The following is a 21,118-nucleotide window of genomic DNA, read 5'->3' as shown; positions in this document are numbered from 1 at the left end:
TAGTGGGTTATTACGAACGTGTAGTTACACTCTAGCCATGTGATTTATTTTGGAGGGGAAGGCATAAAATGAAAGCAACTTGGGAAAAAATAGAGAAGAACGTAGGGGTTCTTGAAGTAGAAGTAAATGTAGAGCGTGTTACTGAAGCTCTCGATCAAGCATTTAAAAAGGTGTCCAAGCAAGTTAACGTACCTGGATTCCGCAAAGGTAAAATTCCACGCCCAATTTTTGAAGCTAAATTTGGTGTAGAAAGCTTGTATCAAGACGCAATTGACATCATCTTGCCAGGCGTTTACTCCGAAGCAGTGAAAGAAACGAACATCAGCCCAGTTGATCAACCGGAAGTTGAAGTTCAGCAATTCGGCCGCGGTCAAACATTCAAATTCAAAGCAAAAGTAACAGTTAAGCCTGAAGTTAAGCTTGGCGAATACAAAGGCTTGGTAGTTGAAACAGCTGCTGTTGAAGTAACTGAAGAAGAGTTGAGCGCAGAGCTTGAGCGTTTGCAACAACGTCATGCTGAGCTGATCATCGTTGACGAAGATACAGCTGCTAAAGGTGACACTGTTGTTATGGACTTCGAAGGTTTCGTTGATGGCGAAGCATTCGAAGGTGGCAAAGGCGAGCGTTACAGCTTGGAGCTTGGCTCCAACACGTTCATTCCAGGTTTCGAAGATCAATTGATTGGTCTTGGAACTGGCGACTTCAAAGATGTTGAAGTTACGTTCCCAGAGCACTACCATGCAGAGAACTTGGCTGGCAAACAAGCTACATTCAAAGTGAAAATTCACGAAATCAAGCGTAAACAGCTTCCACAATTGGATGATGAGTTCGCTAAAGACGTAAGTGAGTTCGATACACTTGACGAGTACAAAGCAGACTTGCAAAAACAACTTCAAGATCGTAAAGAGCGTGAAGGACAAGCAGCTCGTGAAGCGGCTGTAGTTGAGAAAGCTGCTGAGAACGCAGACGTTGAAATTCCACACTCCATGATCGAGTCTGAAATTCAACATATGGTTAAAGATCTTGACAACCGTCTTCGTCAACAAGGCATGACTATCGACATGTTCTTGACGTTGTCTGGTCAAACGATCGCTGATTTGCGTGAGCAAATGCAAACAGAAGCTAAGAAGCGCGTTGCGAACAACCTTGTGTTGGACCAAATCGCTAAAGAAGAAAACTTGACAGTCTCCGAAGAAGAATTGGCAGAAGAGCTTGAGAAAATGGCTCAAATGTACCAACGTTCCGCTGAAGAGATCCGCTCCATCTTGGAGAATAACGGTACAATTGAGAACTTGCGTGACGAGGCTTTGCTGCGCAAAACAATCAAATTCATCGTTGATAACAGCAAGAACTAATCGCATATATATGGCTGACGTGTACATGTGCACGTCAGCATAACAGGATAAGGCACGTTATTTTTAAGCGTGCCTTATTTTTTTAAAATTTCACATAACGTTTCACTACCCAATTGAGGGTGTACATATTCATAGGTGTATTGTTATCACATACACTAGTGGTAAACGGTGTAAAAATGACATTGAGTTCAGAACGTGCTAAAATAATAAAGTAGCTTTGTAAAAGAAAAGAGGTCGGTACCATGAACCTAATCCCGATGGTCATCGAACAGACGAATCGCGGCGAACGCTCTTACGATATTTACTCGCGCTTGCTAAAGGATCGCATCATCTTCCTTGGCAGCGCTATTGATGATGATGTAGCTAACAGCATCATTGCGCAGCTACTCTTCTTGGCAGCAGATGATCCTGAGAAGGACATTGCCTTGTACATTAACTCTCCAGGTGGCTCTGTTACGGCAGGTATGGCCATTTATGATACGATGAACCATATTAAGCCGGCTGTATCCACGATTTGTTTAGGTATGGCAGCAAGCATGGGCTCATTATTGTTAACTGCTGGCGCACCTGGCAAACGCTTCGCGTTGCCAAACAGCGAAGTGATGATTCACCAACCTTTGGGCGGTGTTCGCGGTCAAGCTTCGGACATCAAGATTCATACCGATTGGATTTTGAAGACCAAGGAAAAGTTGAATCAAATTTACGTGGAGCGCACAGGTCAATCCTATGAAAAAATCGAGCGCGACACGGATCGCGACAACTTCATGAGCGCGGAAGATGCGAAGGAATACGGGTTAATTGATACCGTACTATATCCGGGCAGCGAAGCGTTGAAGTAAGGAGGGAGAGCTCATGTTTAAATTTAACGATGAAAAGGGACAACTGAAATGTTCGTTCTGTGGCAAATCGCAAGAGCAAGTACGTAAGCTTGTTGCGGGGCCAGGCGTTTATATATGCGACGAGTGCATCGAGCTTTGCAACGAAATTGTTGAAGAGGAGCTCGGCAGCGAAGAAGAAATTGATCTGAAAGATATTCCGAAGCCGAAAGATATTCGTGGAATTTTGGACCAATACGTTATTGGTCAAGAGCAAGCGAAGAAATCATTGTCGGTAGCGGTGTACAATCACTATAAACGTATCAACTCCCAGAACAAGCTGGAAGACGTAGAATTGCAGAAGAGTAACATTTTGCTTGTAGGTCCAACTGGATCGGGTAAAACATTGCTCGCGCAAACGATGGCTAAGATTTTGAACGTGCCATTTGCGATCGCTGATGCAACGTCTTTGACAGAAGCAGGTTACGTGGGCGAAGATGTCGAGAATATTTTGTTGAAGCTTATTCAAGCGGCAGATTATGACGTGGAAAAAGCAGAGCGCGGCATCATCTATATCGATGAAATCGATAAAGTAGCTCGTAAATCGGAGAACCCATCCATCACGCGTGACGTATCAGGCGAAGGTGTGCAGCAAGCACTCCTTAAGATTCTTGAAGGTACAGTAGCTTCTGTTCCTCCACAAGGTGGACGCAAGCATCCTCATCAAGAGTTTATTCAAATTGATACGACGAACATCTTGTTCATTTGTGGTGGTGCGTTTGACGGTCTTGAGCAAATCATTAAACGTCGCGTAGGTAAGAAGATTATCGGTTTTAACGCAGACGGTTTGCAAAAAGATTTGAAACCAGGCGAATATTTGACCCTCACATTACCTGAGGATCTTCTTAAATTCGGACTCATTCCGGAGTTTGTCGGACGTTTGCCAGTCATTTCAACGCTGGAGCCGCTTGATGAGAATACGTTAGTTCGTATTTTGAGCGAGCCGAAGAATGCCCTGACGAAGCAGTACCAGAAGCTGCTTGAGATGGATAACGTTAAGTTGGAATTCGATGCGGGTGCGTTAGAAGCGATTGCTCGTGAAGCGATTAAGCGCAGCACGGGTGCGCGTGGTTTGCGTGCGATCATTGAAGGCATTATGCTCGACTTGATGTACGAAGTACCGTCGCGTGAAGATGTATCGACATGTGTCATTACGGAGCAGGTAGTTCGTGAACGAATGATTCCGGAATTGACGGCGGAGAGCAAGAAAGAGGAGAGCGCCTAAGGGCGCTTTTCCGCTGTTATTTCGTATGGGAGAGAATGGACTATGTATTTGAGACATCAGACTAGACCTGTACAAGTAGGAAACATCACGATTGGCGGCAACAACGAAGTCATTATGCAAAGTATGTGTACGACGAAAACTGCTGACGTTGAGGCGACTGTCGCTGAGATTCTTCGTCTTGAAGAAGCGGGTTGTCAAATTGTACGTGTAACGGTCAACAATCAGGAAGCGGCTGAAGCGATTAAAGAAATTAAGAAGCGGATTTCGATTCCGCTCGTCGCTGACATTCACTTTGACTACCGACTCGCGCTTAAAGCGATCGAGAACGGGATCGATAAAGTTCGGATTAACCCGGGGAATATCGGTCGTCGTGAAAAAGTGGAAGCTGTTGTTAATGCTTGTAAAGAACGCGGCATTCCGATTCGGATTGGGGTTAACGCGGGCTCTTTGGAAAATCACTTGCTTGAAAAATACGGCTATCCGACACCAGAAGCGATGGTTGAGAGTGCGTTGGAACATATCAAGATTTTGGAAGAGCTTGATTTCCATGATATCATCGTCTCGTTGAAAGCTTCAGATGTACCGATGGCAATTGCAGCTTACACGAAGGCAGCGGAAGTGATTAAGTATCCGCTACACTTAGGAATTACTGAAGCGGGGACACTATTCTCCGGTACAGTTAAGAGTGCAGCTGGTCTAGGTGCGCTATTGGCTTTAGGAATTGGTTCTACTGTACGGATAAGCTTAAGTGCCGATCCGGTTGAGGAGATCAAAGTAGCGCGCGAATTGTTGAAGTCGTTCGGTTTGATTTCCAATGCGGCAACACTTGTTTCTTGTCCGACATGTGGACGTCTTGATATTGATCTATTTTCAATCGCGAATGAAGTTGAAGAATATATTTCAAAAATTAAGGTGCCGATTAAAGTTTCTGTGCTTGGCTGTGCTGTAAATGGACCAGGTGAAGCAAGGGAAGCGGATATTGGGATTGCTGGAGCACGTGGCGAGGGATTGTTGTTCCGTTACGGAAAAATGATTCGCAAAGTTCCAGAAGCCGAATTGCTTAACGAATTGAAGAAAGAAATCGACCATATCGTCGTTGAATACGAACGCACTGGCGTTATTCCTGGGCGTGAGGAGCACGAAGCTCGTGTGTAATAAGACGAATGTCAGAAAGCCTGTGCCGAACTCAGGATTGGAGTGCGGTCAGGCTTTCTTTTATTTCGTTATAGGGTATGCTATTTCACAGCTTAGTCTTCATAAATGAGGCTACGATAGGTCATCAGCTTTGTCGTCTTGATGCTTGGGTGTCGTATCGCTCGACATGCGGCTAGAACCATTGAACGTTCCGCCTTCTTTAATGATGAGGGATGCACACGTGAAATTGCCATTCAGTACGCCTGTAGTTTCGATCATCAGGTTGCCGCTGATTTCAACATCTCCATGCAATTGGCCTGCTAATACGACGTTAGCTGCTTTCAAATTGGATGTTACACGTCCAGATTCGCCGACTGTGACATCGCGTGTGCAGACGACATCCCCATTGACATGACCTTCAATTCGCAAGTCCGTATCGCAATGAATTTGACCTTCTATACGGGTAGCTTGTCCAATTAATGTGTCAGTACTAATCGTTTTTTTTACTGCAGGTTGCCTTTGAAACATTTTCCGTTCCCCTTCCCCGTTACTTTTGATTTGGCGTGTTAGGTGAGCTCACATAGTTGAGCGGGTCAATCGGTTCGCCATTTTGGCGAATTTCAAAATGCAAATGCGGGCCTGTGCTTCGTCCGGTGCTACCTAATTTACCAATTTGCTGTCCTTTTCTCACTTTGCTGCCGGTTTTTACTTGACTCTCGGATAAATGTAAATACCTTGTTTCAAGGTTACCGCGATGACGGATAAAAATATAATTCCCTTTTTGATTATCACGACTAGAGGCGGTTACCGTGCCTTCAGCCGCTGCAAATATCGGTTCACCGTTGTGACCAGCTACGTCCAACCCGCCATGGTGGGCTTGCGAACGATTAAACGGATCGTCGCGTAAGCCGAACTGAGATGTAACACGATATGCCGTTGTTGGCCAAAAATTAGGTGTGCCATCTAATTGCTGCTGCATCCGCTCTGCTTTGGCAATGAGCGGGGGCATGCTTTTATCCCACTGTTTCCAAGTCGCATCCATATGCTCTAATTGCGCGAACGTTTGTGACCACTGCTGTGCAACCTTGTCTGAATCGATTGTCGTTGACGAAGATTGCGTGTGTGCAGAAGTGCCATTGTGGTTATGCGTATTATCTTGGGTCGGCTGAATAAATTCGCCACCAACACTCGTTAAATGAAGCTGCTTCGCTTGTGCGATGTTTGCATCATGTGAAGAAAGGTTACGAGCTGTTGATTTTGGACTCGCATCAGTTTTCTTTTGCTGTTGAGGTTGTCCCGACGAATAAATAAACGTTTTTAGTTGTTTTTCCAATACGGTAACTTGGGTCATCCGTTCTTTCATTTGCGAAGACAATGCATAGACAGAACCCATTTCTTCGTTCATTTTTGCAATTAATTGGTCTTTTTTCGCTACATCTTGCTGGAGCGTCTCGTGTGCGATTGTAATTTGATGTATGTTAACGCGTTGAATGACCAACGATATGACTAGAGCCGCTATAAGGAATGTGAGTAGCGAGAGGGCGACATGAATCGCGGTTCGGGAAACGGAGCATTGCACAACCGGACGATTCGCACCACGGATAATCATGAACGTCCATTGACGGTCTTGTGACAGTGACCTGTTCATTTGGCAAGTTCCTCTCTTTCAAAATATAAAGTATAAAAATGCTCATATGCTCATGTGATTACACAACACTCCTATTTTACATGAAATGGGCTCGGAAAGATATGGATTGATGCGAATTTTGTCGCAATTTCACGAAAGTAAGTATTTTGGGGAAAATGAAATTTATCACATAGAAAAGTAAAATTTATCACTAATTGCAAAATGATAAAAACTTTTTGCTATTTTGTACACAATAGGTTAAAATCTTTTAAGTATGTTAAGAAACATGACATAACACCGAGCGAATAAATGATGACAACGAAAGAAGGTGCTACACATGTTAGATACATTGCAGCTATTTATAGGCAAGTTCAATGAGTACTGGTATTTAATGCTTATTTTTATCCTTGTCAGTGTGGGAATTTATTTCTCCCTTCGTACAGGATTTGTGCAGGTTAGAGCAGTAGGTGAAATGTTCCGCATCATATTAGGGCGTGACAGGGTACAAAGAGCAGGCTCCAAGAAGAAAAAGGATGGAATCTCATCTTTCGAAGCGTTTGCAATAAGTACAGCTTCTCGTGTTGGTATTGGTAACTTAGCTGGTGTTGCGATCGCTATTACACTAGGTGGCCCTGGCGCTGTCTTCTGGATGTGGGTAATTGCCATCATTGGTGCAGCATCTGCTTTTGTAGAATCAACTTTGGCACAAATATATAAAGTACGTGATGGGAAGGTATTCCGCGGCGGACCGGCGTACTATATGGAAAAAGCGCTTAACGCACGCTGGCTCGGAATTATTTTTGCTGTACTTATTACGTTTACGTATGGCTTTGTATTTAACTCCGTGCAAGCGAACACCGTTAGTGCAGCATTCCAAGATATGTTTACGATTGAGCCAATCGTAATGGGTGTTATTTTGGCTGTGATTACTGTACTTACGATCTTTGGTGGTTCCGAGCGAATTGCTAAAGTATCTGCGATGGTCGTACCAGTTATGGCACTAGCATACATTGGAATTGCCTTGTTCGTCGTAGCTGTGAATTACACAGCGATTCCTGAAATTTTTGCTTCTATTATTAAAAATGCATTCGGTTTTGAAGAAGCTGTTGCCGGTGGTGTTGGTGCAGCGATTATGAACGGTATTAAACGCGGCTTGTTCTCGAATGAAGCTGGTATCGGTAGTGCTCCGAACGCGGCTGCTACGGCAACTGTAACGCACCCTGTAAAGCAAGGCTTGATCCAAGCGTTTGGTGTATTTGTAGACACTCTGCTTGTATGTAGCGCAACAGCGTTTATTATTTTGTTCTCCGGTTTTGGTACAAGCAGCGAACTAGATGGTATTCGTCTGACACAAGCAGCGCTTGCTTCGCAAGTTGGTGACTGGGCGCATTACTTTGTCGCTTTCGCGATTTTCTTGTTTGCATTTACGTCCCTTATCGGCAACTACTACTATGGACAAAGCAACATCGAGTTTATTACACAACGCAAAGGCTGGCTTCTCGCTTATCGCCTTGGTGTAACAGCAATGATTGTGATTGGTTCCGTAGCGAAAGTGTCGCTTGTATGGGATCTGGCAGATATGTTTATGGGCCTGATGGCGTTCATTAACTTGATCGTTATTGCGCTGCTTGGCAAATATGCATTTGCGGCTCTGAAAGATTATCAACGTCAGCGCAAGCTCGGACAAGAGCCTGTGTTCTACGCAGATACGATCCCTGAGTTGAAGAACGTAGAGTGTTGGGATAGAGAGCCCGACCAAATTAAATAACTTTAATCGTACTTTTTGTGCGACCTCTTATAATGAATCCGGCAAAGGGCAATACTACCAACTAGTATGCTTTTGCCGGATTTTTTTGTGCTCATTTTGGGCGTAACGGGAGGATTAAGACATGAATTTTAGTGTTGTATTAATGTTTATTAATGCCTTTTTCGCAATCGTAATTGGCATTTACTTTTGGAACCTGCTACGCAGCCAAAAGACGAACCGCGGTGCAGTTGACCGCGAGTCGCGTAAAGAAATGGAGAAGCTACGCAAGCTGCGCTCTATTTCGCTGACGAAGCCATTGGCAGAAAAAACAAGACCTTCGACGATGAAAGACATCGTCGGCCAGCAAGATGGTCTGCGTGCGCTTAAAGCCGCGCTGTGTAGTGCTAACCCGCAGCACGTCATCATTTACGGGCCACCTGGAGTCGGCAAGACGGCAGCGGCTCGTGTTGTACTAGAAGAGGCGAAAAAGAATCCAACTTCGCCATTCACATTCGAAGCTAAATTTACGGAAATTGATGCAACTACTGCTCGCTTTGATGAGCGAGGCATCGCTGATCCGTTAATCGGCTCGGTGCATGACCCGATATACCAAGGAGCAGGTGCGATGGGAGTAGCGGGTATTCCACAGCCGAAACCAGGTGCGGTCACAAAAGCACATGGAGGCATGCTCTTTATTGATGAAATTGGTGAGCTGCATCCGATTCAGATGAATAAGCTCTTAAAAGTGCTCGAAGATCGTAAAGTGTTTTTGGAGAGCGCTTATTACAATTCCGAAGAACCTAACATTCCGTCGTACATACACGACATTTTTCAAAATGGATTGCCGGCAGATTTTCGTCTTGTAGGCGCAACGACGCGTTCCCCTCAAGACATTCCACCAGCACTCCGGTCACGATGTATGGAAATTTATTTCCGGCCATTGCTGCCGGAGGAAGTCGGATCGATTGCCGAGCATGCTATTCGCAAGATCGGGCTGCCGCACTCTGATGGGGCCGTTAATGTCGTGAAAAAATATGCTACGAACGGACGCGAAGCGGTGAATATGATTCAACTGGCTGCGGGGCTAGCTCTGTCTGAAGGCAAAGCTGGACTTGAAGCGAGCGATGTGGAATGGGTTGCTAACAGCAGTCAAATCCCGCCTCGTCCTGACCGCAAAGTGGCGGCAGAGCCACAAATCGGTCTCGTGAATGGACTCGCTGTATTTGGTCCGAGCATGGGGGCGCTGCTCGAAATTGAAGTGAATGCGATTCGCGTGAAAAATGGTCAAGGCACATGCACGATTACAGGTGTCGTGGACGAAGAAGAAATCGGCGGTGGAAATCGTACACTGCGGCGCAAGAGTATGGCTAAAGGCTCGGTGGAAAATGTATTTACCGTGCTGCGCAGCCTTGGCTACGAGCCGATGAATTACGACGTGCACATTAACTTCCCTGGCGGCTCGCCTGTTGATGGCCCGTCCGCTGGCGTTGCTATGGCGTTGGCTATCGCCTCCGCAATCAATCGCTGGCCGATTGATAATAAGATCGCTGTGACGGGTGAAATTAGCTTGCAAGGGCGAGTGAAGCCTGTTGGTGGTGTGTTAGCTAAAGTAGAAGCAGCTTTTCAAGCGGGTGCAACGCGGGTGCTCATTCCGAAGGATAACTGGCAGTATATATTTGCGGACTTAGGTGAGCTGCAAGTCATTCCTATTGAACATATAGATGAAGCACTTACGCTAACGTTTGGTGAGCACTTGCAGGAAGACCCACTCCATTTTACGAAGCCGCTTGAACGTGCGGCAGGTGCAACCGTTCCTTTACTGCACGCTGAAGGGAGTACAGCACTGAACGGAGAAGGTGCGAGTGGTGTTGGGAATATCGGAAATGTTAGCGGCGTTAGCAGTGTTAGTGGTGTCAGTAGCGAACAGGGGGCTCCCTTTCCACTTTCGATCGCTGAAGCAGGCTCGATGAATACGCTTCAAGACGGCACAAATAGTGACTAGATGACATCACTTTTTTTCGCACATTACCATGTCGGCACTACTATCTGCGAATGCTCGTTGGTGTTTTGCCTGAACATTTGATAAAATGTTGATTACATGTATATCAGGAGAACCTTGGGGGTGCCGAACGATGGGGCTTAAACTAGCCGATGCACGCCGTCTGCCTCTCTTGCCGCTAAGGGGACTTCTCGTCTATCCAAGTATGGTGTTGCATTTGGATGTGGGACGTGATAAGTCGGTCAAAGCGCTAGAGACAGCGATGATGGATGACCAGATGCTGCTCTTGTGCACGCAGTCGGAAATGAGCATAGAAGACCCGACGCAAGAGGACATCTTTACGTTAGGTACGATCGCAAAGGTGCGCCAGATGATGCGCTTGCCGAACAATACGATCCGCGTACTTGTTGAGGGAGTTCAAAGGGCGGAAATTGTAGATTATGTGCCGAATGAAGAGTTCTACGAAGTGAATGTGCGCACGATTGAAGAAATGAACGACGATTCGCCAGAAACGGAAGCGTTGATGCGATCGGTGTTGTCTCAGTTCGAGAATTATGTTCAATTGTCTAAAAAGGTGTCAACCGAAACGCTGACGTCTGTTTCCGATATTGATGAGCCCGGCAGATTGGCGGATGTTATTGCGAGTCATCTTCCGCTTAAGCTGAAGAGCAAACAAGAGCTGTTAGAGACCGCCGATACGAAGGAACGCCTCGATAAGCTCCTGCAAATGCTCAACAATGAAAGTGAAGTATTAGAGCTCGAGCGGGAAATTAATCAGCGTGTTAAAAAGCAAATCGAGAAAACGCAAAAAGAATACTATTTGCGTGAACAAATGAAAGCGATCCAGAAGGAGCTTGGCGATAAGGACGGACGTGCTGGGGAAGTAGATGAACTCCGCACGCAGCTGGAGAAGCTTGAGGCGCCGGAGAAAGTGAAAGAAAAGGCAGCCAAAGAGATTGAGCGGTTGGAGAAAATGCCGACTACGTCAGCCGAAGGTGCCGTAATTCGCAATTACATCGATTGGCTACTTACGTTGCCATGGTCTAATTATACAGAAGATGATTTAAATTTAAGCAAAGCGGAATCGATCTTGGAGGCAGACCACTACGGTTTGGAAAAGCCCAAAGAGCGGGTGTTGGAGTACTTAGCGGTACAGCAGCTCGTTAAACGACTGAAAGGACCTATTTTGTGCTTAGTAGGCCCTCCGGGTGTAGGTAAGACATCGCTAGCACGTTCCATCGCCAAGTCACTTGGCCGTCAATTTGTACGGCTCTCGCTTGGTGGCGTACGTGATGAAGCGGAAATCCGCGGGCATCGCCGCACGTATGTCGGCGCCATGCCCGGCCGAATCGTGCAAGGCCTAAAGACGGCTGGAACGATGAACCCCGTCATCCTGTTAGATGAAATTGATAAGATGGCATCGGACTTCCGGGGCGATCCTTCCTCTGCTTTATTGGAAGTGCTGGACCCTGAACAGAACAACTCGTTCAGTGATCACTTTATTGAATTGCCTGTCGATTTATCGAACGTGATGTTCGTCACGACGGCAAATACGGTGCATACGATTCCTCGTCCGCTCTTGGATCGGATGGAGCTTATCCCGCTTTCAGGCTACACGGAGCTAGAGAAGCTCGAAATTGCGAAACGTCATCTGCTACCTAAGCAGAAGCGGGAGCACGGCCTGAGCGAAGAACAGCTAGCTGTAGGCGAGGATGGCATACAACGCGTTATACGTGAGTATACGCGTGAGGCAGGCGTGCGCCAGCTTGAACAGCGGCTGGCCGCGTTATGCCGTAAAGCAGCGAAGCGTATTGTGTCTGAGAACGTAGAGCAGGTTGTCATTGAGCCTGAACTTATCGAGGAACATCTCGGCATCCCACGCTACAGATACGGGATGGCAGAGCAGGAGCACCAGATCGGGATGGTAACAGGTCTGGCATGGACGGAAGTGGGCGGTGACACGCTTAACATCGAAGTGACAGTTGTCCCTGGTTCAGGTAAATTGCTGCTTACAGGCAAGCTCGGTGACGTCATGAAGGAATCTGCACAGGCTGCGTTCAGCTACGTACGGTCGAAGGCAGAGCAATGGGACCTCAAAGAGGATTTTCATGAAAAAGTGGATATCCATATTCATGTTCCTGAAGGAGCAATTCCGAAAGACGGTCCTTCTGCGGGCATTACGATGGCGACAGCGCTCGTCTCGGCGCTCACGAATCGTTACGTCTCCAAAGATATCGCAATGACAGGAGAGATTACGTTACGTGGTCGTGTACTGCCTATCGGAGGACTGAAAGAGAAGTCACTGGCTGCACTGCGTGCAGGCATTAAGACGGTTATTTTCCCGCAAGACAATGTGCGCGATTTGGAGGACATTCCTGACAGTGTACGTCAGGAGTTGACGTTTATTCCAGCGGCTCATGTGGACGATGTGTTGAAGCATGCATTATTGCCAGAGCCACCGCTTCAACAGCCTGTCATGTAGCGTTAGCGCAGCATAATAGATCGTATAGGAACGAGTGGCGGACGCAGATATAGTCAGGCGTCCGCCATTATATTTTAAGGCAGCAAGAGAGAGGTTGAATGGTTATGAAAATTACACAAGCAGAATTTATTATAAGTGCGGTCGGGCCTGCACAATATCCAGAAGACGGCATGCCAGAGATCGCGCTCGCAGGTCGCTCCAATGTGGGTAAATCATCCCTGATCAATCGCATGATTCAACGTAAGAACTTGGCACGTACAAGTTCTCAGCCGGGCAAAACACAGCAATTGAACTATTACCGTATCAATAATGAGATGTATTTCGTTGACGTGCCTGGCTACGGTTTTGCGCGTGTGTCGAAGACACAGCGTCAAGCTTGGGGCCGCATGATTGAAAACTACTTGAGCGACCGTGAAACATTGCGGCTCGTTATTCAGCTTATCGATTTGCGTCATCCACCTTCCAAAGAAGATTGTATGATGCATGAATGGTTGAGGCACTATGGGGTTCCTATTTGTGTTGTCGCAACAAAGGCCGACAAGTTGTCCAAAAATCAAAGGCCTAAGCATATGAAGCAAATTCGTACCTCATTAGGCTTGACCTCCGATGTGCCATTTATTATGTTCTCTTCGGAGACAGGGGATGGTCGAGAGGAGCTCTGGGACATTATTTTACAGCATTCACAAGCAGACGATGAGATCGATGAGCATGAAATCGAACACGATGCAGCTGTTGTGTCTGATGCCCAAGAGTAAGTACCTTAGTGAAGAAAAACCTTTCATCGAATCATAAAAAACGATGGATTATGCTGCGAAACCGAGAAGTTCTGCTTGAAAATCGAGCTACTTATATAAAAAGTGGGTTTGTTTCGGCCTCATTCCGTTATTTTAACAAATCCTCTGATTTATGGCGGCTGGTGAACAAGAATTGGCGACGCGATTGTAGTATAATAAGGGTAAGAAACTAGGTACTTTAAAGAATTGAGGAGATTTTTGATGGCTCGGCGGTTAGCCACAGAGTATGTGAAAGCCAGTTTGCAGTTGACGGAAACTCAATTGACCCGATTTATGCAGTCACTCGTTCGACAATCCATTTCGTGGCGAGTAAAGGTGCTAGATAATGGGAATCAAGAAGTGTTTCTTGAGGACGGTCAGGGTGATGAGGTTACATTCCTGTTCGAGAAGCAAGGCAATCGGTATGTCTGTGTCACGGCTTGCCGCTTAATTCGTCCGAAACTAACGCAAGTGATGCATAAGCTTGTAGCGACGTTTCGTGGCGAGGCGGTAGTAAATCGAATTTTTGCAGGCTTTACAATTACGTATTATTATCAAGATGGTGCTGTAATGAGAATTGTGGAACAGAATGGTGATGAGCCTCGTACTGTGTTTGAACGTAAAGATACTGTGCGTGACTTGCACGATCTTTACCAAGAAGAATGGATCGAGCTGCAAATTTTCACGGTCCAAGAGCGTATCGACACTTTGCTGGATCAACGAAATGTTGCTGTCACTACGCAATCCATTCAGCGCATCGACACTGAGCTGCGCCAGCTAGCGCACCAGTTATTCGTACTTGAAGCATAGCCTAATGTATCCAGGGTGACATAACATATAAAGAAGAACCCTCGTGCATAAAGCCTAGGGTTCTTCTTTTTTTAAACATGAACCAAAATGTATTTCACTCCATATAGTGGTTAAAGATGAATAGTAGCCTACGGGCGATACAAATTGTTTCCAAAATAAAGGTTGCAATTCTCGTCTCAAGATGTTATTTTTAATCTCGTTGAAAACAATATAGGAACCAGGATTCACTCAGGACATGTAATGTTGCGAGAGATTATTCCCTCGGGAAGTGAATGACGTAGGTCCTAGCGGATGAAATTTAGCTTTATCATTTTATTCCTAGGAAGGGGGAACCGAGAGATGGAATATTCAACTTTCGGAAGACACGTTGCTGTTGACATGTGGGGAGTCGACTTTGAACGATTGAATAGTGCTGAATTCCTTCAGACACAATTAGTAGATGCGGCAGAAGCTTGTGGAGCAACGGTATTATCGGTTCAGGCTAAACAATTTGAACCACAAGGAGCTACAGTGCTCGTGTTGTTGTCGGAAAGTCATCTTTCAATCCACACTTATCCCGAGCGTGGATTCGCAGCGGTAGATTGCTACACTTGTGGAGAGACAGTTGATCCTCAGTTGGCAATTGATTACCTGGTGTCTATATTGAAGCCGGAGAAGACATTTGCGAAGAAGTTGGTTCGTGGTCTTGGAGAAATGCAAGTTATGACTCCGGACATGAAAGTTACGGAGTTTGTATAATAAGTGAATGTAAGTCCGCCAAGCATATGCTTGGCGGTTTTTTTATACAATTGACCCGATCTAGCTGCGCCTAACCGCATGAGTGGTGCTGACAACCCATACAATGTTCGTATATGAAATTTCTTAACAAGAACGCAGTTGAGGAGGGACGAACAGTGGCAAAACAAGTTCAGCGCCGCTCATTGATAGGGTTAGTTGCCGTTTTTATGCTGATCGTATGGCCATCGTATCAAATTTTTTCGCTTGTTAAGGACAGGGACTTGCCTAGTAATGCGTCGCGGATGTTGTTTGAAGTATCCTCTTTTCAAATGGATATGCTTCATGGTGCGATTACAAGAGCGAAGCATGCGAAAAGCGTCAACGAATGGAATGAGATTAAAATGATGGCCTTTGCCTCAGCGTTTGCTCATGAACGTTTGGCCAACGTATTTAGCGAGGACGATTTGAATGACTTGCCTTCGCTCAAGCGGATTGTAGATTACGTTACGGCGGTCCAAATTAACGGTGAACGTCCATTGAAGGAAGAAGAACGTCATGCGATGGAGGCAGTGCAGCAACTCGTCGCCAACATGCAGACCGTGTATGCAGGACTTGTCAATGAAGAGGGCCGTGTTCTATCATCAAAGTGGTCCGAGTTAACGACGCTGGATGAGAAGATAAGTGCGCTGTTACATCGCTAAAAAGTAAGATTTTACGTATAGCGAAGGACAAGGAGCGAAACAATAAGTTTGGAATGATTTTCATGGTTTCTTCAAAAATAACAGGCTTGATTGTGTCGAACTATGTTATAATCATTATTAATTAATAACGGATTATGTACAAAAATTCTCAGAAGCAGGTGAAACCAATATGCACATCGTCGTCGTCGGCATGAACTATCGTACGGCGCCTGTGGAGATTCGGGAGAAATTCGCATTGCCTGAACATCAACGGAATGAGGCGCTTACACAATTAAGGCAAACGAAAAGTGTGCTCGAATGTGTTATGTTGTCGACATGCAACCGAACAGAGCTTTATGTCGTCGTTGATAGATTGCATATGTGCGGTCATTTCATCCGTAGCTTCATGGAACAATGGTTCAACGTTCCAAGGCAAGAGTTTACGCCTCATCTTTATATCTATGAGGACGATCAGGCGGTAGAGCATCTTTTGCGCGTTGCCACAGGTTTGGAATCGATGGTTATCGGCGAAACGCAAATTCTTGGTCAAATTCGGGATTCCTTTTTATTTGCACAGGCTCAGCGTGCTACGGGAACTTGGTTTAATAACGTTTTTAAGCAGGCGATCACTTTAGCAAAGAGAGCGCATTCAGAAACGAACATTAACGATAATGCTGTATCCGTTAGCTATGCGGCCGTAGAGCTGGGTAAACGGATATTTGGTTCGTTCCGTGGTAAGAAAGTGCTTATTTTAGGCGCGGGCAAAATGAGTGAGCTAACCGTTAAGCATTTATATGCAAACGGCGCAGCAGAGGTTATCGTTGCGAATCGGACGCTAGCTCGTGCTGAGCAATTAGCTCAGAACTTTCATGGTCGTGCAGTAACGTTAGAGGATGCAGCATCGGTGCTGACGGAAGCTGACATCGTGATCAGCTCGACGGGGGCACAGGGCTTTGTGCTGACGGAAGCAGATGTCGCGCGTGCGATGAAAAATCGGAAATCGCGCCCACTCTTTTTAATTGATATTGCAGTACCACGTGATCTGGACCCAGCTATCGGTAATGTCACGAATGTGTTCTTATATGACATAGATGACTTAGAAGGCATTGTGCAGAGCAATTTAGCTGCTCGTCAAAAAGAAGCACGCAAAATTGAAGTCATGATTTCTGACGAAATTATCGCTCATCAGCAATGGCTTAAGCTGCTGGGAGTAACACCTTTGATTCGCTCGTTGCAATCAAAGGCGGATCGAATTCACCAAGAAACACTAGAGAGCCTGTTTAACAAGCTACCGGATATGTCGGAGCGTGAGGAGCAGCTTATTCGTCGTCTAACCAAAAGCATGCTCAATCAGATGATGCAAGATCCGATTTTGCAAGTGAAAGAGCTTGCTGCAACGAAGAACGGGGATGACGCACTGCGCATGTTCTCCCAATTATTTGCGCTTGAACAAGAGGATGTGCAGCCTGTGAACACGAGGCATACAGAACGACGCCAGACAGAACGATCGGCTAATGATGCCGGAAACGAGGCGGCTGACCCGGAGCAGGTTAAGCCTGCGATATCATGGGCGGCTGTCACGTAATATGTGACGGACGACAGGAGGCGGCAGGCTCATATGATAACGTCGAGTTTGTCCTATGACGCAATAATTTACACGTACGCCCTGAGCCTTCTGTTTTATTTCTCTGACGTGGTTGGTGCCAATCGGAGAGCGAAGCGGATGGGCGCAGGGCTGCTTGTTTTTGTTTGGATTTTGCAAACGATATTTTTAGTAGCAAGAATGATTCGTCATCAAGACGTGCCTGTATTTAGCAGTTTTGAGTTTATGTTTTTATTTTCGTGGTTGTTAGTGACCATATCACTTGTCATTAGTCGGTTTTATAATATCGAATTTATCGTATTTTTTGTCAATTTAGTCGGTTTTGCGCTACTTATCGTCAACATGTTAAATGACCCGACGACACCTGCTTCCATGAAGGAATGGGAAATGATGCGCAACGTGCTTTCCTTGCATATTGCGTTTGCGGCGTGTGGTTTTGCAGCCTTTACGATCGGGGCTATTTTTTCAGGGATGTACATCTTCTTACATCAAAAGCTTAAGCGTAAGCACTGGTCAGATGCAGTGCGGCGCTTGCCGAGCCTTGACAATATGGAGCGCTTCTCCTTTATGGCTGCTGCCATTGGACTATCGATGTTTTTGCTCTCGTTGGCGGTGGCTGTCGTTGTCGTCTTACTCGGTGACCGTTCAGAGCTCTTGATGGACTTAAAAGTGTGGCTTACCGTCATTGTACTGTCAGCTTACGGGGTTTACTTTTTCCATCGTTCGCGGGGTAAAGTTACAGGATTCAATCTAGCTCTCTGGAACACCGGTTGTTATGGGGCAATGGTGCTGAATTATGTTCTTAATTCGCTCTCAACCTTTCATCGCTGGATGGGAGGCTAATGCATGGAGCCGTTACGGGATAATCCCTTTTTTGATTTGCCGCAATATCCGGTTATGCTGCAACTTACAGGTAGGAGCTGCGTCGTCATAGGTGGCGGCGTGGTCGCTACCCGAAAAATAAATAACTTGCTTGAATACGGCGCCGAAGTGACTGTCGTCAGCCCGACGTTGACGACATCACTTTGGCGTTTAGTACAAGCAGGGACAATTACTCATCTTGAGCGTCATTATACGGCTTCGGATGTTCAAGGAGCTTTGCTCGTATTTGCTGCTACGGATGAAGAAGGAATTAATGAGGGCATTGCTACTGACGCGAATGAAGCAGGGGCGCTTGTGAACGTCGCGCATGCCCCTGAGTGTTCAGATTTTACGAACCCGGGGGTGCTGCGGCACGGTCAGGTTCAAATATCCGTGTCTACAGGTGGGGCGAGCCCGACATTGACTCGGCGTGTGCTGAACAAGCTGTCTCAGCTTGTAGACGACCGACTGAGCGATCTGGCTGGCCATCTCATGGATGCGCGCCATCAAGCGCAGCTGCAATTCGCGGACACGCAGACACGGCATATGCTGCTGCGGCAATTTGCCGACGCATGTTGGACCGCGTGGGAGCGGGATGAACCGCTTCCGGACTGGCAGCAGTGGCAGCAAGCACAGACGTTTGATACGCCTGTCTCGCAAGAAGACAACTTTGAGGTAAAGGGGATATGACATGCGTACGATCGTTGTAGGAACGCGTCAGAGCGCATTAGCGTTGACGCAGACAGGTCAAGTTATCGCACAACTAGAGGCGATATGTGAGCGCGAAGGGCTCCCCTTCCGTTTTGAGGTGCGTAAAATTGTAACGAAAGGCGACCGCATTTTAGATGTGACCCTTTCTAAAGTGGGTGGTAAAGGACTGTTCGTGAAAGAAATTGAACAGTCTTTGTTCGATCAAGAGTCCGATATTGCCGTACATAGTATGAAAGATATGCCGTGGGAACTGCCGGAAGGGCTCGTGGTCGGCGCAATTCCACAGCGGGTAGATCCGCGTGACAGCCTCATTATGCGTACAGGTGAATCGCTTGCTGATTTGCCTCATGGCGCTAAAGTCGGTACGAGTAGTTTGCGTCGCGGTTGCCAATTGCAAGCTTATCGACCGGATTTGCAAATCGAGCCGCTGCGCGGAAATATTGATACACGTCTGAAAAAGCTTGAAACCGAAGGCTTTGACGCGATTGTACTTGCGGCAGCTGGTTTGCAACGTATGGGCTGGGAGGACAAAATTACGTCCTACATTGATGAGAATATTAGTGTTCCTGCGGTTGGACAAGGTGCGCTCGGTATTCAATGCCGTGCTGAGGATGAAGAAGTTCGCGCCTTGCTGGAGCGACTGCACGATGCGAATACGGCTCAAGCGGTGCAGGCGGAGCGCGCTTTTCTTGGGCGTTTGAATGGCGGCTGCCAAATCCCGATCGGAGCTTATGCGACGTTATCTGAAGCGACAGGCATGCTGACTTTAACAGGACTTGTCGGCTCTGCGGACGGCAAGACGATATTGAAAGAAACGATGCAAGGAGAACATCCCGAGAAGCTCGGATTAGCGGTTGCAGAGCGTCTCATCGAGCAAGGTGCAGACCGAATTTTGTCCGAATTGAGGGGTTGATTAGAGATGGGGGAACGCGCTTCTCGTGTGGGCAAAGTGTATTTGGTAGGTGCTGGTCCAGGTGATGCGGGACTGATTACGGTTAAAGGACTACGATGTGTGCAAGAAGCAGACGTACTCGTTTACGACCGTTTAGCAGGTTACCGCTTGATTCAAATGGCCAAGCCAAGCGCCAAAAAAATATATGTCGGAAAACTTCCAGACAGGCATGCCTTGAAACAAGCAGATATTAATCAGTTGTTAGTTGACTTAGCAAATGAAGGTCTTATTGTTACACGTTTGAAGGGCGGAGATCCTTGTGTATTCGGTCGCGGGGCAGAAGAAGCTGCACGCCTTAAGGAACACGATATTCCTTTTGAAATCGTTCCAGGCGTCACATCTGCGATTGCGGTACCTGCGTATGCGGGTATACCTGTTACACATCGTGATTTGTCACCATCTTTTTCGGTTATTACTGGACATGAGACGCCGGATAAAAGTGATGAGCGAGTCGAATGGGACAAGCTGGCACAAGCTACGGGCACGTTGCTCTTTTTGATGGGGGTGGCTAAGCTTAGGCATATTTGCGATCAATTGATTCGCAATGGCCGTTCCGCGGACACACCGGTTGCTGTTATTCGCTGGGGGACACGGGCAGAGCAGAGAACGATTGAAGGTACGTTGGCATCCATTGCGGATGAGGCCGAGCGTCAGCAGATAGGTTCACCTGCTGTTATCGTGGTTGGCGATGTCGTGACGGCGCGATCCTACATGCAATGGGCGGAACATCGTCCGCTGTTTGGCAGACGCATTCTGGTGACGCGTGCGCGTTCTCAGGCTAGCGACTTCGTGCGTCGAATTGAGGAACTAGGCGGCGAGCCGTATGAGTTTCCAGTGATTGAGATGCGCGCTCCTGAAGCACCTCATAAGCTGCAAGCGATTGAACAAGCGTTATCACAGCTTTCGTCCTATGACTGGGTCGTGCTGACAAGCGTGAACGGAGTTCAGTATTGGTTCGAGCATCTTCGTCGCTACGGGGCTGACATTCGTCAATTAGCGCGTACGCGGATCGTTGCTGTGGGGCCGAAGACGGCAGAAGAGCTACACATTCACGGCATCGTACCCGACCTCGTGGCGGAGCAATTCAGTCAAGAGGGTGTATGGAGCAAAATGCAGGAGTATGTCGTTGCAGGACAACGTGCGCTGCTTGCACACGGGGATTTAGCACGCCCTTGGTTGAAAGAACAGCTCGTGCAAAGTGGAGTCGTCGTCGAAGAAATTGATATTTATGAGACGATACTGCCAGAGCAACATGACTCGGACTTATTAGAACTTCTTACACAAAATATGATACACATCGTAACGTTTACTAGTTCATCCACAGTAACCAACTTGATCATAGCTTTGCAGCGAATGGGGATTGATCGCCCTGCCGAATATCTCGCTGGTGCAAGCATTGCTTGCATTGGTGAAGTAACGGCACGCACAGCTCGTGAAGCGGGGTTGCAAGTGGACATCGTCGCTGAACAAGCGACCTTGGAAGGACTGTTAGATGCATTGCAACACCTGCACACTTGAAGCAGTAAGAGAGCAGCCGCACGGATAGGTGGATAGATTGCCTATCCTG

18 protein-coding genes are annotated in these 21,118 nt (G+C 46.8%); 16 read left to right on the top strand and 2 right to left on the bottom strand.

Annotated elements, in window-relative coordinates:
- Nucleotides 1-68: 68 nt before the first annotated feature.
- The 4 genes from tig (at nt 69) to ispG (ending at nt 4,610) form a co-directional block, all read left to right on the top strand.
- Nucleotides 69-1,355 (top strand): trigger factor, encoded by a 1,287-nt coding sequence (gene tig / locus KIK04_RS04525; RefSeq protein WP_232277124.1) that lies wholly within the window; start codon nt 69-71, stop codon nt 1,353-1,355.
- Between the two features lie 242 nt (nt 1,356-1,597).
- Nucleotides 1,598-2,194 (top strand): ATP-dependent Clp endopeptidase proteolytic subunit ClpP, encoded by a 597-nt coding sequence (clpP, locus tag KIK04_RS04520; RefSeq protein WP_232277123.1) that lies wholly within the window; start codon nt 1,598-1,600, stop codon nt 2,192-2,194.
- Nucleotides 2,195-2,207: 13 nt separating this feature from the next.
- A complete protein-coding gene (clpX, locus tag KIK04_RS04515) occupies nt 2,208-3,455 on the top strand; it encodes an ATP-dependent protease ATP-binding subunit ClpX (RefSeq protein WP_232277122.1) in 1,248 nt (415 codons plus the stop codon).
- Nucleotides 3,456-3,497: 42 nt separating this feature from the next.
- On the top strand, nt 3,498-4,610 hold the full coding sequence (ispG, locus tag KIK04_RS04510; protein ID WP_232277121.1) for a flavodoxin-dependent (E)-4-hydroxy-3-methylbut-2-enyl-diphosphate synthase: 1,113 nt from the start codon (nt 3,498-3,500) through the stop codon (nt 4,608-4,610).
- A 111-nt stretch (nt 4,611-4,721) separates the two neighbouring features.
- On the opposite strand, the gene KIK04_RS04505 is transcribed toward ispG, so the two are convergent.
- A complete protein-coding gene (locus KIK04_RS04505) occupies nt 4,722-5,117 on the bottom strand; it encodes a bactofilin family protein (RefSeq protein ID WP_232277120.1) in 396 nt (131 codons plus the stop codon).
- A gap of 19 nt (nt 5,118-5,136) precedes the next feature.
- Nucleotides 5,137-6,237, bottom strand: a complete 1,101-nt coding sequence (locus KIK04_RS04500) for a M23 family metallopeptidase (RefSeq protein WP_232277119.1) — start codon at nt 6,235-6,237, stop codon at nt 5,137-5,139.
- A gap of 316 nt (nt 6,238-6,553) precedes the next feature.
- Between KIK04_RS04500 and KIK04_RS04495 the strand changes: the two genes are divergently transcribed.
- The 12 genes from KIK04_RS04495 (at nt 6,554) to cobA (ending at nt 21,069) form a co-directional block, all read left to right on the top strand.
- Nucleotides 6,554-7,984 carry an alanine/glycine:cation symporter family protein gene (locus KIK04_RS04495; protein WP_232277118.1) on the top strand — a complete coding sequence of 477 codons (1,431 nt, stop codon included), beginning with the start codon at nt 6,554-6,556 and terminating at the stop codon, nt 7,982-7,984.
- A gap of 121 nt (nt 7,985-8,105) precedes the next feature.
- Nucleotides 8,106-9,965, top strand: coding sequence for an ATP-dependent protease LonB (lonB, locus tag KIK04_RS04490; protein ID WP_232277117.1), 1,860 nt, complete (start codon nt 8,106-8,108; stop codon nt 9,963-9,965).
- A gap of 130 nt (nt 9,966-10,095) precedes the next feature.
- Nucleotides 10,096-12,444 carry an endopeptidase La gene (lon, locus tag KIK04_RS04485; RefSeq protein ID WP_232277116.1) on the top strand — a complete coding sequence of 783 codons (2,349 nt, stop codon included), beginning with the start codon at nt 10,096-10,098 and terminating at the stop codon, nt 12,442-12,444.
- A 104-nt stretch (nt 12,445-12,548) separates the two neighbouring features.
- The gene (yihA, locus tag KIK04_RS04480) at nt 12,549-13,199 is read left to right on the top strand and encodes a ribosome biogenesis GTP-binding protein YihA/YsxC (RefSeq protein WP_232277115.1); all 651 of its coding nucleotides are present in this window, start codon (nt 12,549-12,551) and stop codon (nt 13,197-13,199) included.
- A gap of 240 nt (nt 13,200-13,439) precedes the next feature.
- Nucleotides 13,440-14,027, top strand: coding sequence for a non-ribosomal peptide synthetase module (locus tag KIK04_RS04475; RefSeq protein WP_232277114.1), 588 nt, complete (start codon nt 13,440-13,442; stop codon nt 14,025-14,027).
- A 339-nt stretch (nt 14,028-14,366) separates the two neighbouring features.
- Nucleotides 14,367-14,765, top strand: a complete 399-nt coding sequence (gene speD / locus KIK04_RS04470) for an adenosylmethionine decarboxylase (protein ID WP_232277113.1) — start codon at nt 14,367-14,369, stop codon at nt 14,763-14,765.
- Nucleotides 14,766-14,920: 155 nt separating this feature from the next.
- On the top strand, nt 14,921-15,445 hold the full coding sequence (locus KIK04_RS04465) for a hypothetical protein (RefSeq protein ID WP_232277112.1): 525 nt from the start codon (nt 14,921-14,923) through the stop codon (nt 15,443-15,445).
- Between the two features lie 169 nt (nt 15,446-15,614).
- On the top strand, nt 15,615-17,009 hold the full coding sequence (hemA, locus tag KIK04_RS04460) for a glutamyl-tRNA reductase (protein ID WP_232277111.1): 1,395 nt from the start codon (nt 15,615-15,617) through the stop codon (nt 17,007-17,009).
- Nucleotides 17,010-17,042: 33 nt separating this feature from the next.
- Nucleotides 17,043-17,870: a cytochrome c biogenesis protein CcsA gene (gene ccsA / locus KIK04_RS04455; RefSeq protein ID WP_232277110.1), complete on the top strand. Its 828-nt coding sequence runs from the start codon at nt 17,043-17,045 to the stop codon at nt 17,868-17,870.
- A gap of 3 nt (nt 17,871-17,873) precedes the next feature.
- Nucleotides 17,874-18,578, top strand: a complete 705-nt coding sequence (locus KIK04_RS04450) for a precorrin-2 dehydrogenase/sirohydrochlorin ferrochelatase family protein (protein WP_232277109.1) — start codon at nt 17,874-17,876, stop codon at nt 18,576-18,578.
- Between the two features lies 1 nt (nt 18,579).
- On the top strand, nt 18,580-19,512 hold the full coding sequence (gene hemC, locus KIK04_RS04445) for a hydroxymethylbilane synthase (RefSeq protein WP_232277108.1): 933 nt from the start codon (nt 18,580-18,582) through the stop codon (nt 19,510-19,512).
- A gap of 6 nt (nt 19,513-19,518) precedes the next feature.
- Nucleotides 19,519-21,069: a uroporphyrinogen-III C-methyltransferase gene (cobA, locus tag KIK04_RS04440; protein WP_232277107.1), complete on the top strand. Its 1,551-nt coding sequence runs from the start codon at nt 19,519-19,521 to the stop codon at nt 21,067-21,069.
- The last annotated feature ends 49 nt before the right edge of the window (nt 21,070-21,118 follow it).

It is taken from the genome of Paenibacillus sp. 481, from assembly GCF_021223605.1.
Taxonomy (GTDB): domain Bacteria; phylum Bacillota; class Bacilli; order Paenibacillales; family Paenibacillaceae; genus Paenibacillus_B.
The sequence above is the reverse complement of the archived record's forward strand: the minus strand, read 5'-3'. Positions and strand labels throughout refer to the sequence as shown.

Coding starts and splice junctions, on each gene's coding strand:
- KIK04_RS04505 (WP_232277120.1), bottom strand. CDS start 5,117: ATGTTTCAAAGGCAACCTGCAGTAAAAAAAACGATTAGTACTGACACA.
- yihA (WP_232277115.1), top strand. CDS start 12,549: ATGAAAATTACACAAGCAGAATTTATTATAAGTGCGGTCGGGCCTGCA.
- KIK04_RS04475 (WP_232277114.1), top strand. CDS start 13,440: ATGGCTCGGCGGTTAGCCACAGAGTATGTGAAAGCCAGTTTGCAGTTG.
- KIK04_RS04495 (WP_232277118.1), top strand. CDS start 6,554: ATGTTAGATACATTGCAGCTATTTATAGGCAAGTTCAATGAGTACTGG.
- clpP (WP_232277123.1), top strand. CDS start 1,598: ATGAACCTAATCCCGATGGTCATCGAACAGACGAATCGCGGCGAACGC.
- lon (WP_232277116.1), top strand. CDS start 10,096: ATGGGGCTTAAACTAGCCGATGCACGCCGTCTGCCTCTCTTGCCGCTA.
- tig (WP_232277124.1), top strand. CDS start 69: ATGAAAGCAACTTGGGAAAAAATAGAGAAGAACGTAGGGGTTCTTGAA.
- hemA (WP_232277111.1), top strand. CDS start 15,615: ATGCACATCGTCGTCGTCGGCATGAACTATCGTACGGCGCCTGTGGAG.
- ispG (WP_232277121.1), top strand. CDS start 3,498: ATGTATTTGAGACATCAGACTAGACCTGTACAAGTAGGAAACATCACG.
- speD (WP_232277113.1), top strand. CDS start 14,367: ATGGAATATTCAACTTTCGGAAGACACGTTGCTGTTGACATGTGGGGA.
- cobA (WP_232277107.1), top strand. CDS start 19,519: ATGGGGGAACGCGCTTCTCGTGTGGGCAAAGTGTATTTGGTAGGTGCT.
- ccsA (WP_232277110.1), top strand. CDS start 17,043: ATGATAACGTCGAGTTTGTCCTATGACGCAATAATTTACACGTACGCC.
- KIK04_RS04450 (WP_232277109.1), top strand. CDS start 17,874: ATGGAGCCGTTACGGGATAATCCCTTTTTTGATTTGCCGCAATATCCG.
- KIK04_RS04500 (WP_232277119.1), bottom strand. CDS start 6,237: ATGAACAGGTCACTGTCACAAGACCGTCAATGGACGTTCATGATTATC.
- hemC (WP_232277108.1), top strand. CDS start 18,580: ATGCGTACGATCGTTGTAGGAACGCGTCAGAGCGCATTAGCGTTGACG.
- clpX (WP_232277122.1), top strand. CDS start 2,208: ATGTTTAAATTTAACGATGAAAAGGGACAACTGAAATGTTCGTTCTGT.
- lonB (WP_232277117.1), top strand. CDS start 8,106: ATGAATTTTAGTGTTGTATTAATGTTTATTAATGCCTTTTTCGCAATC.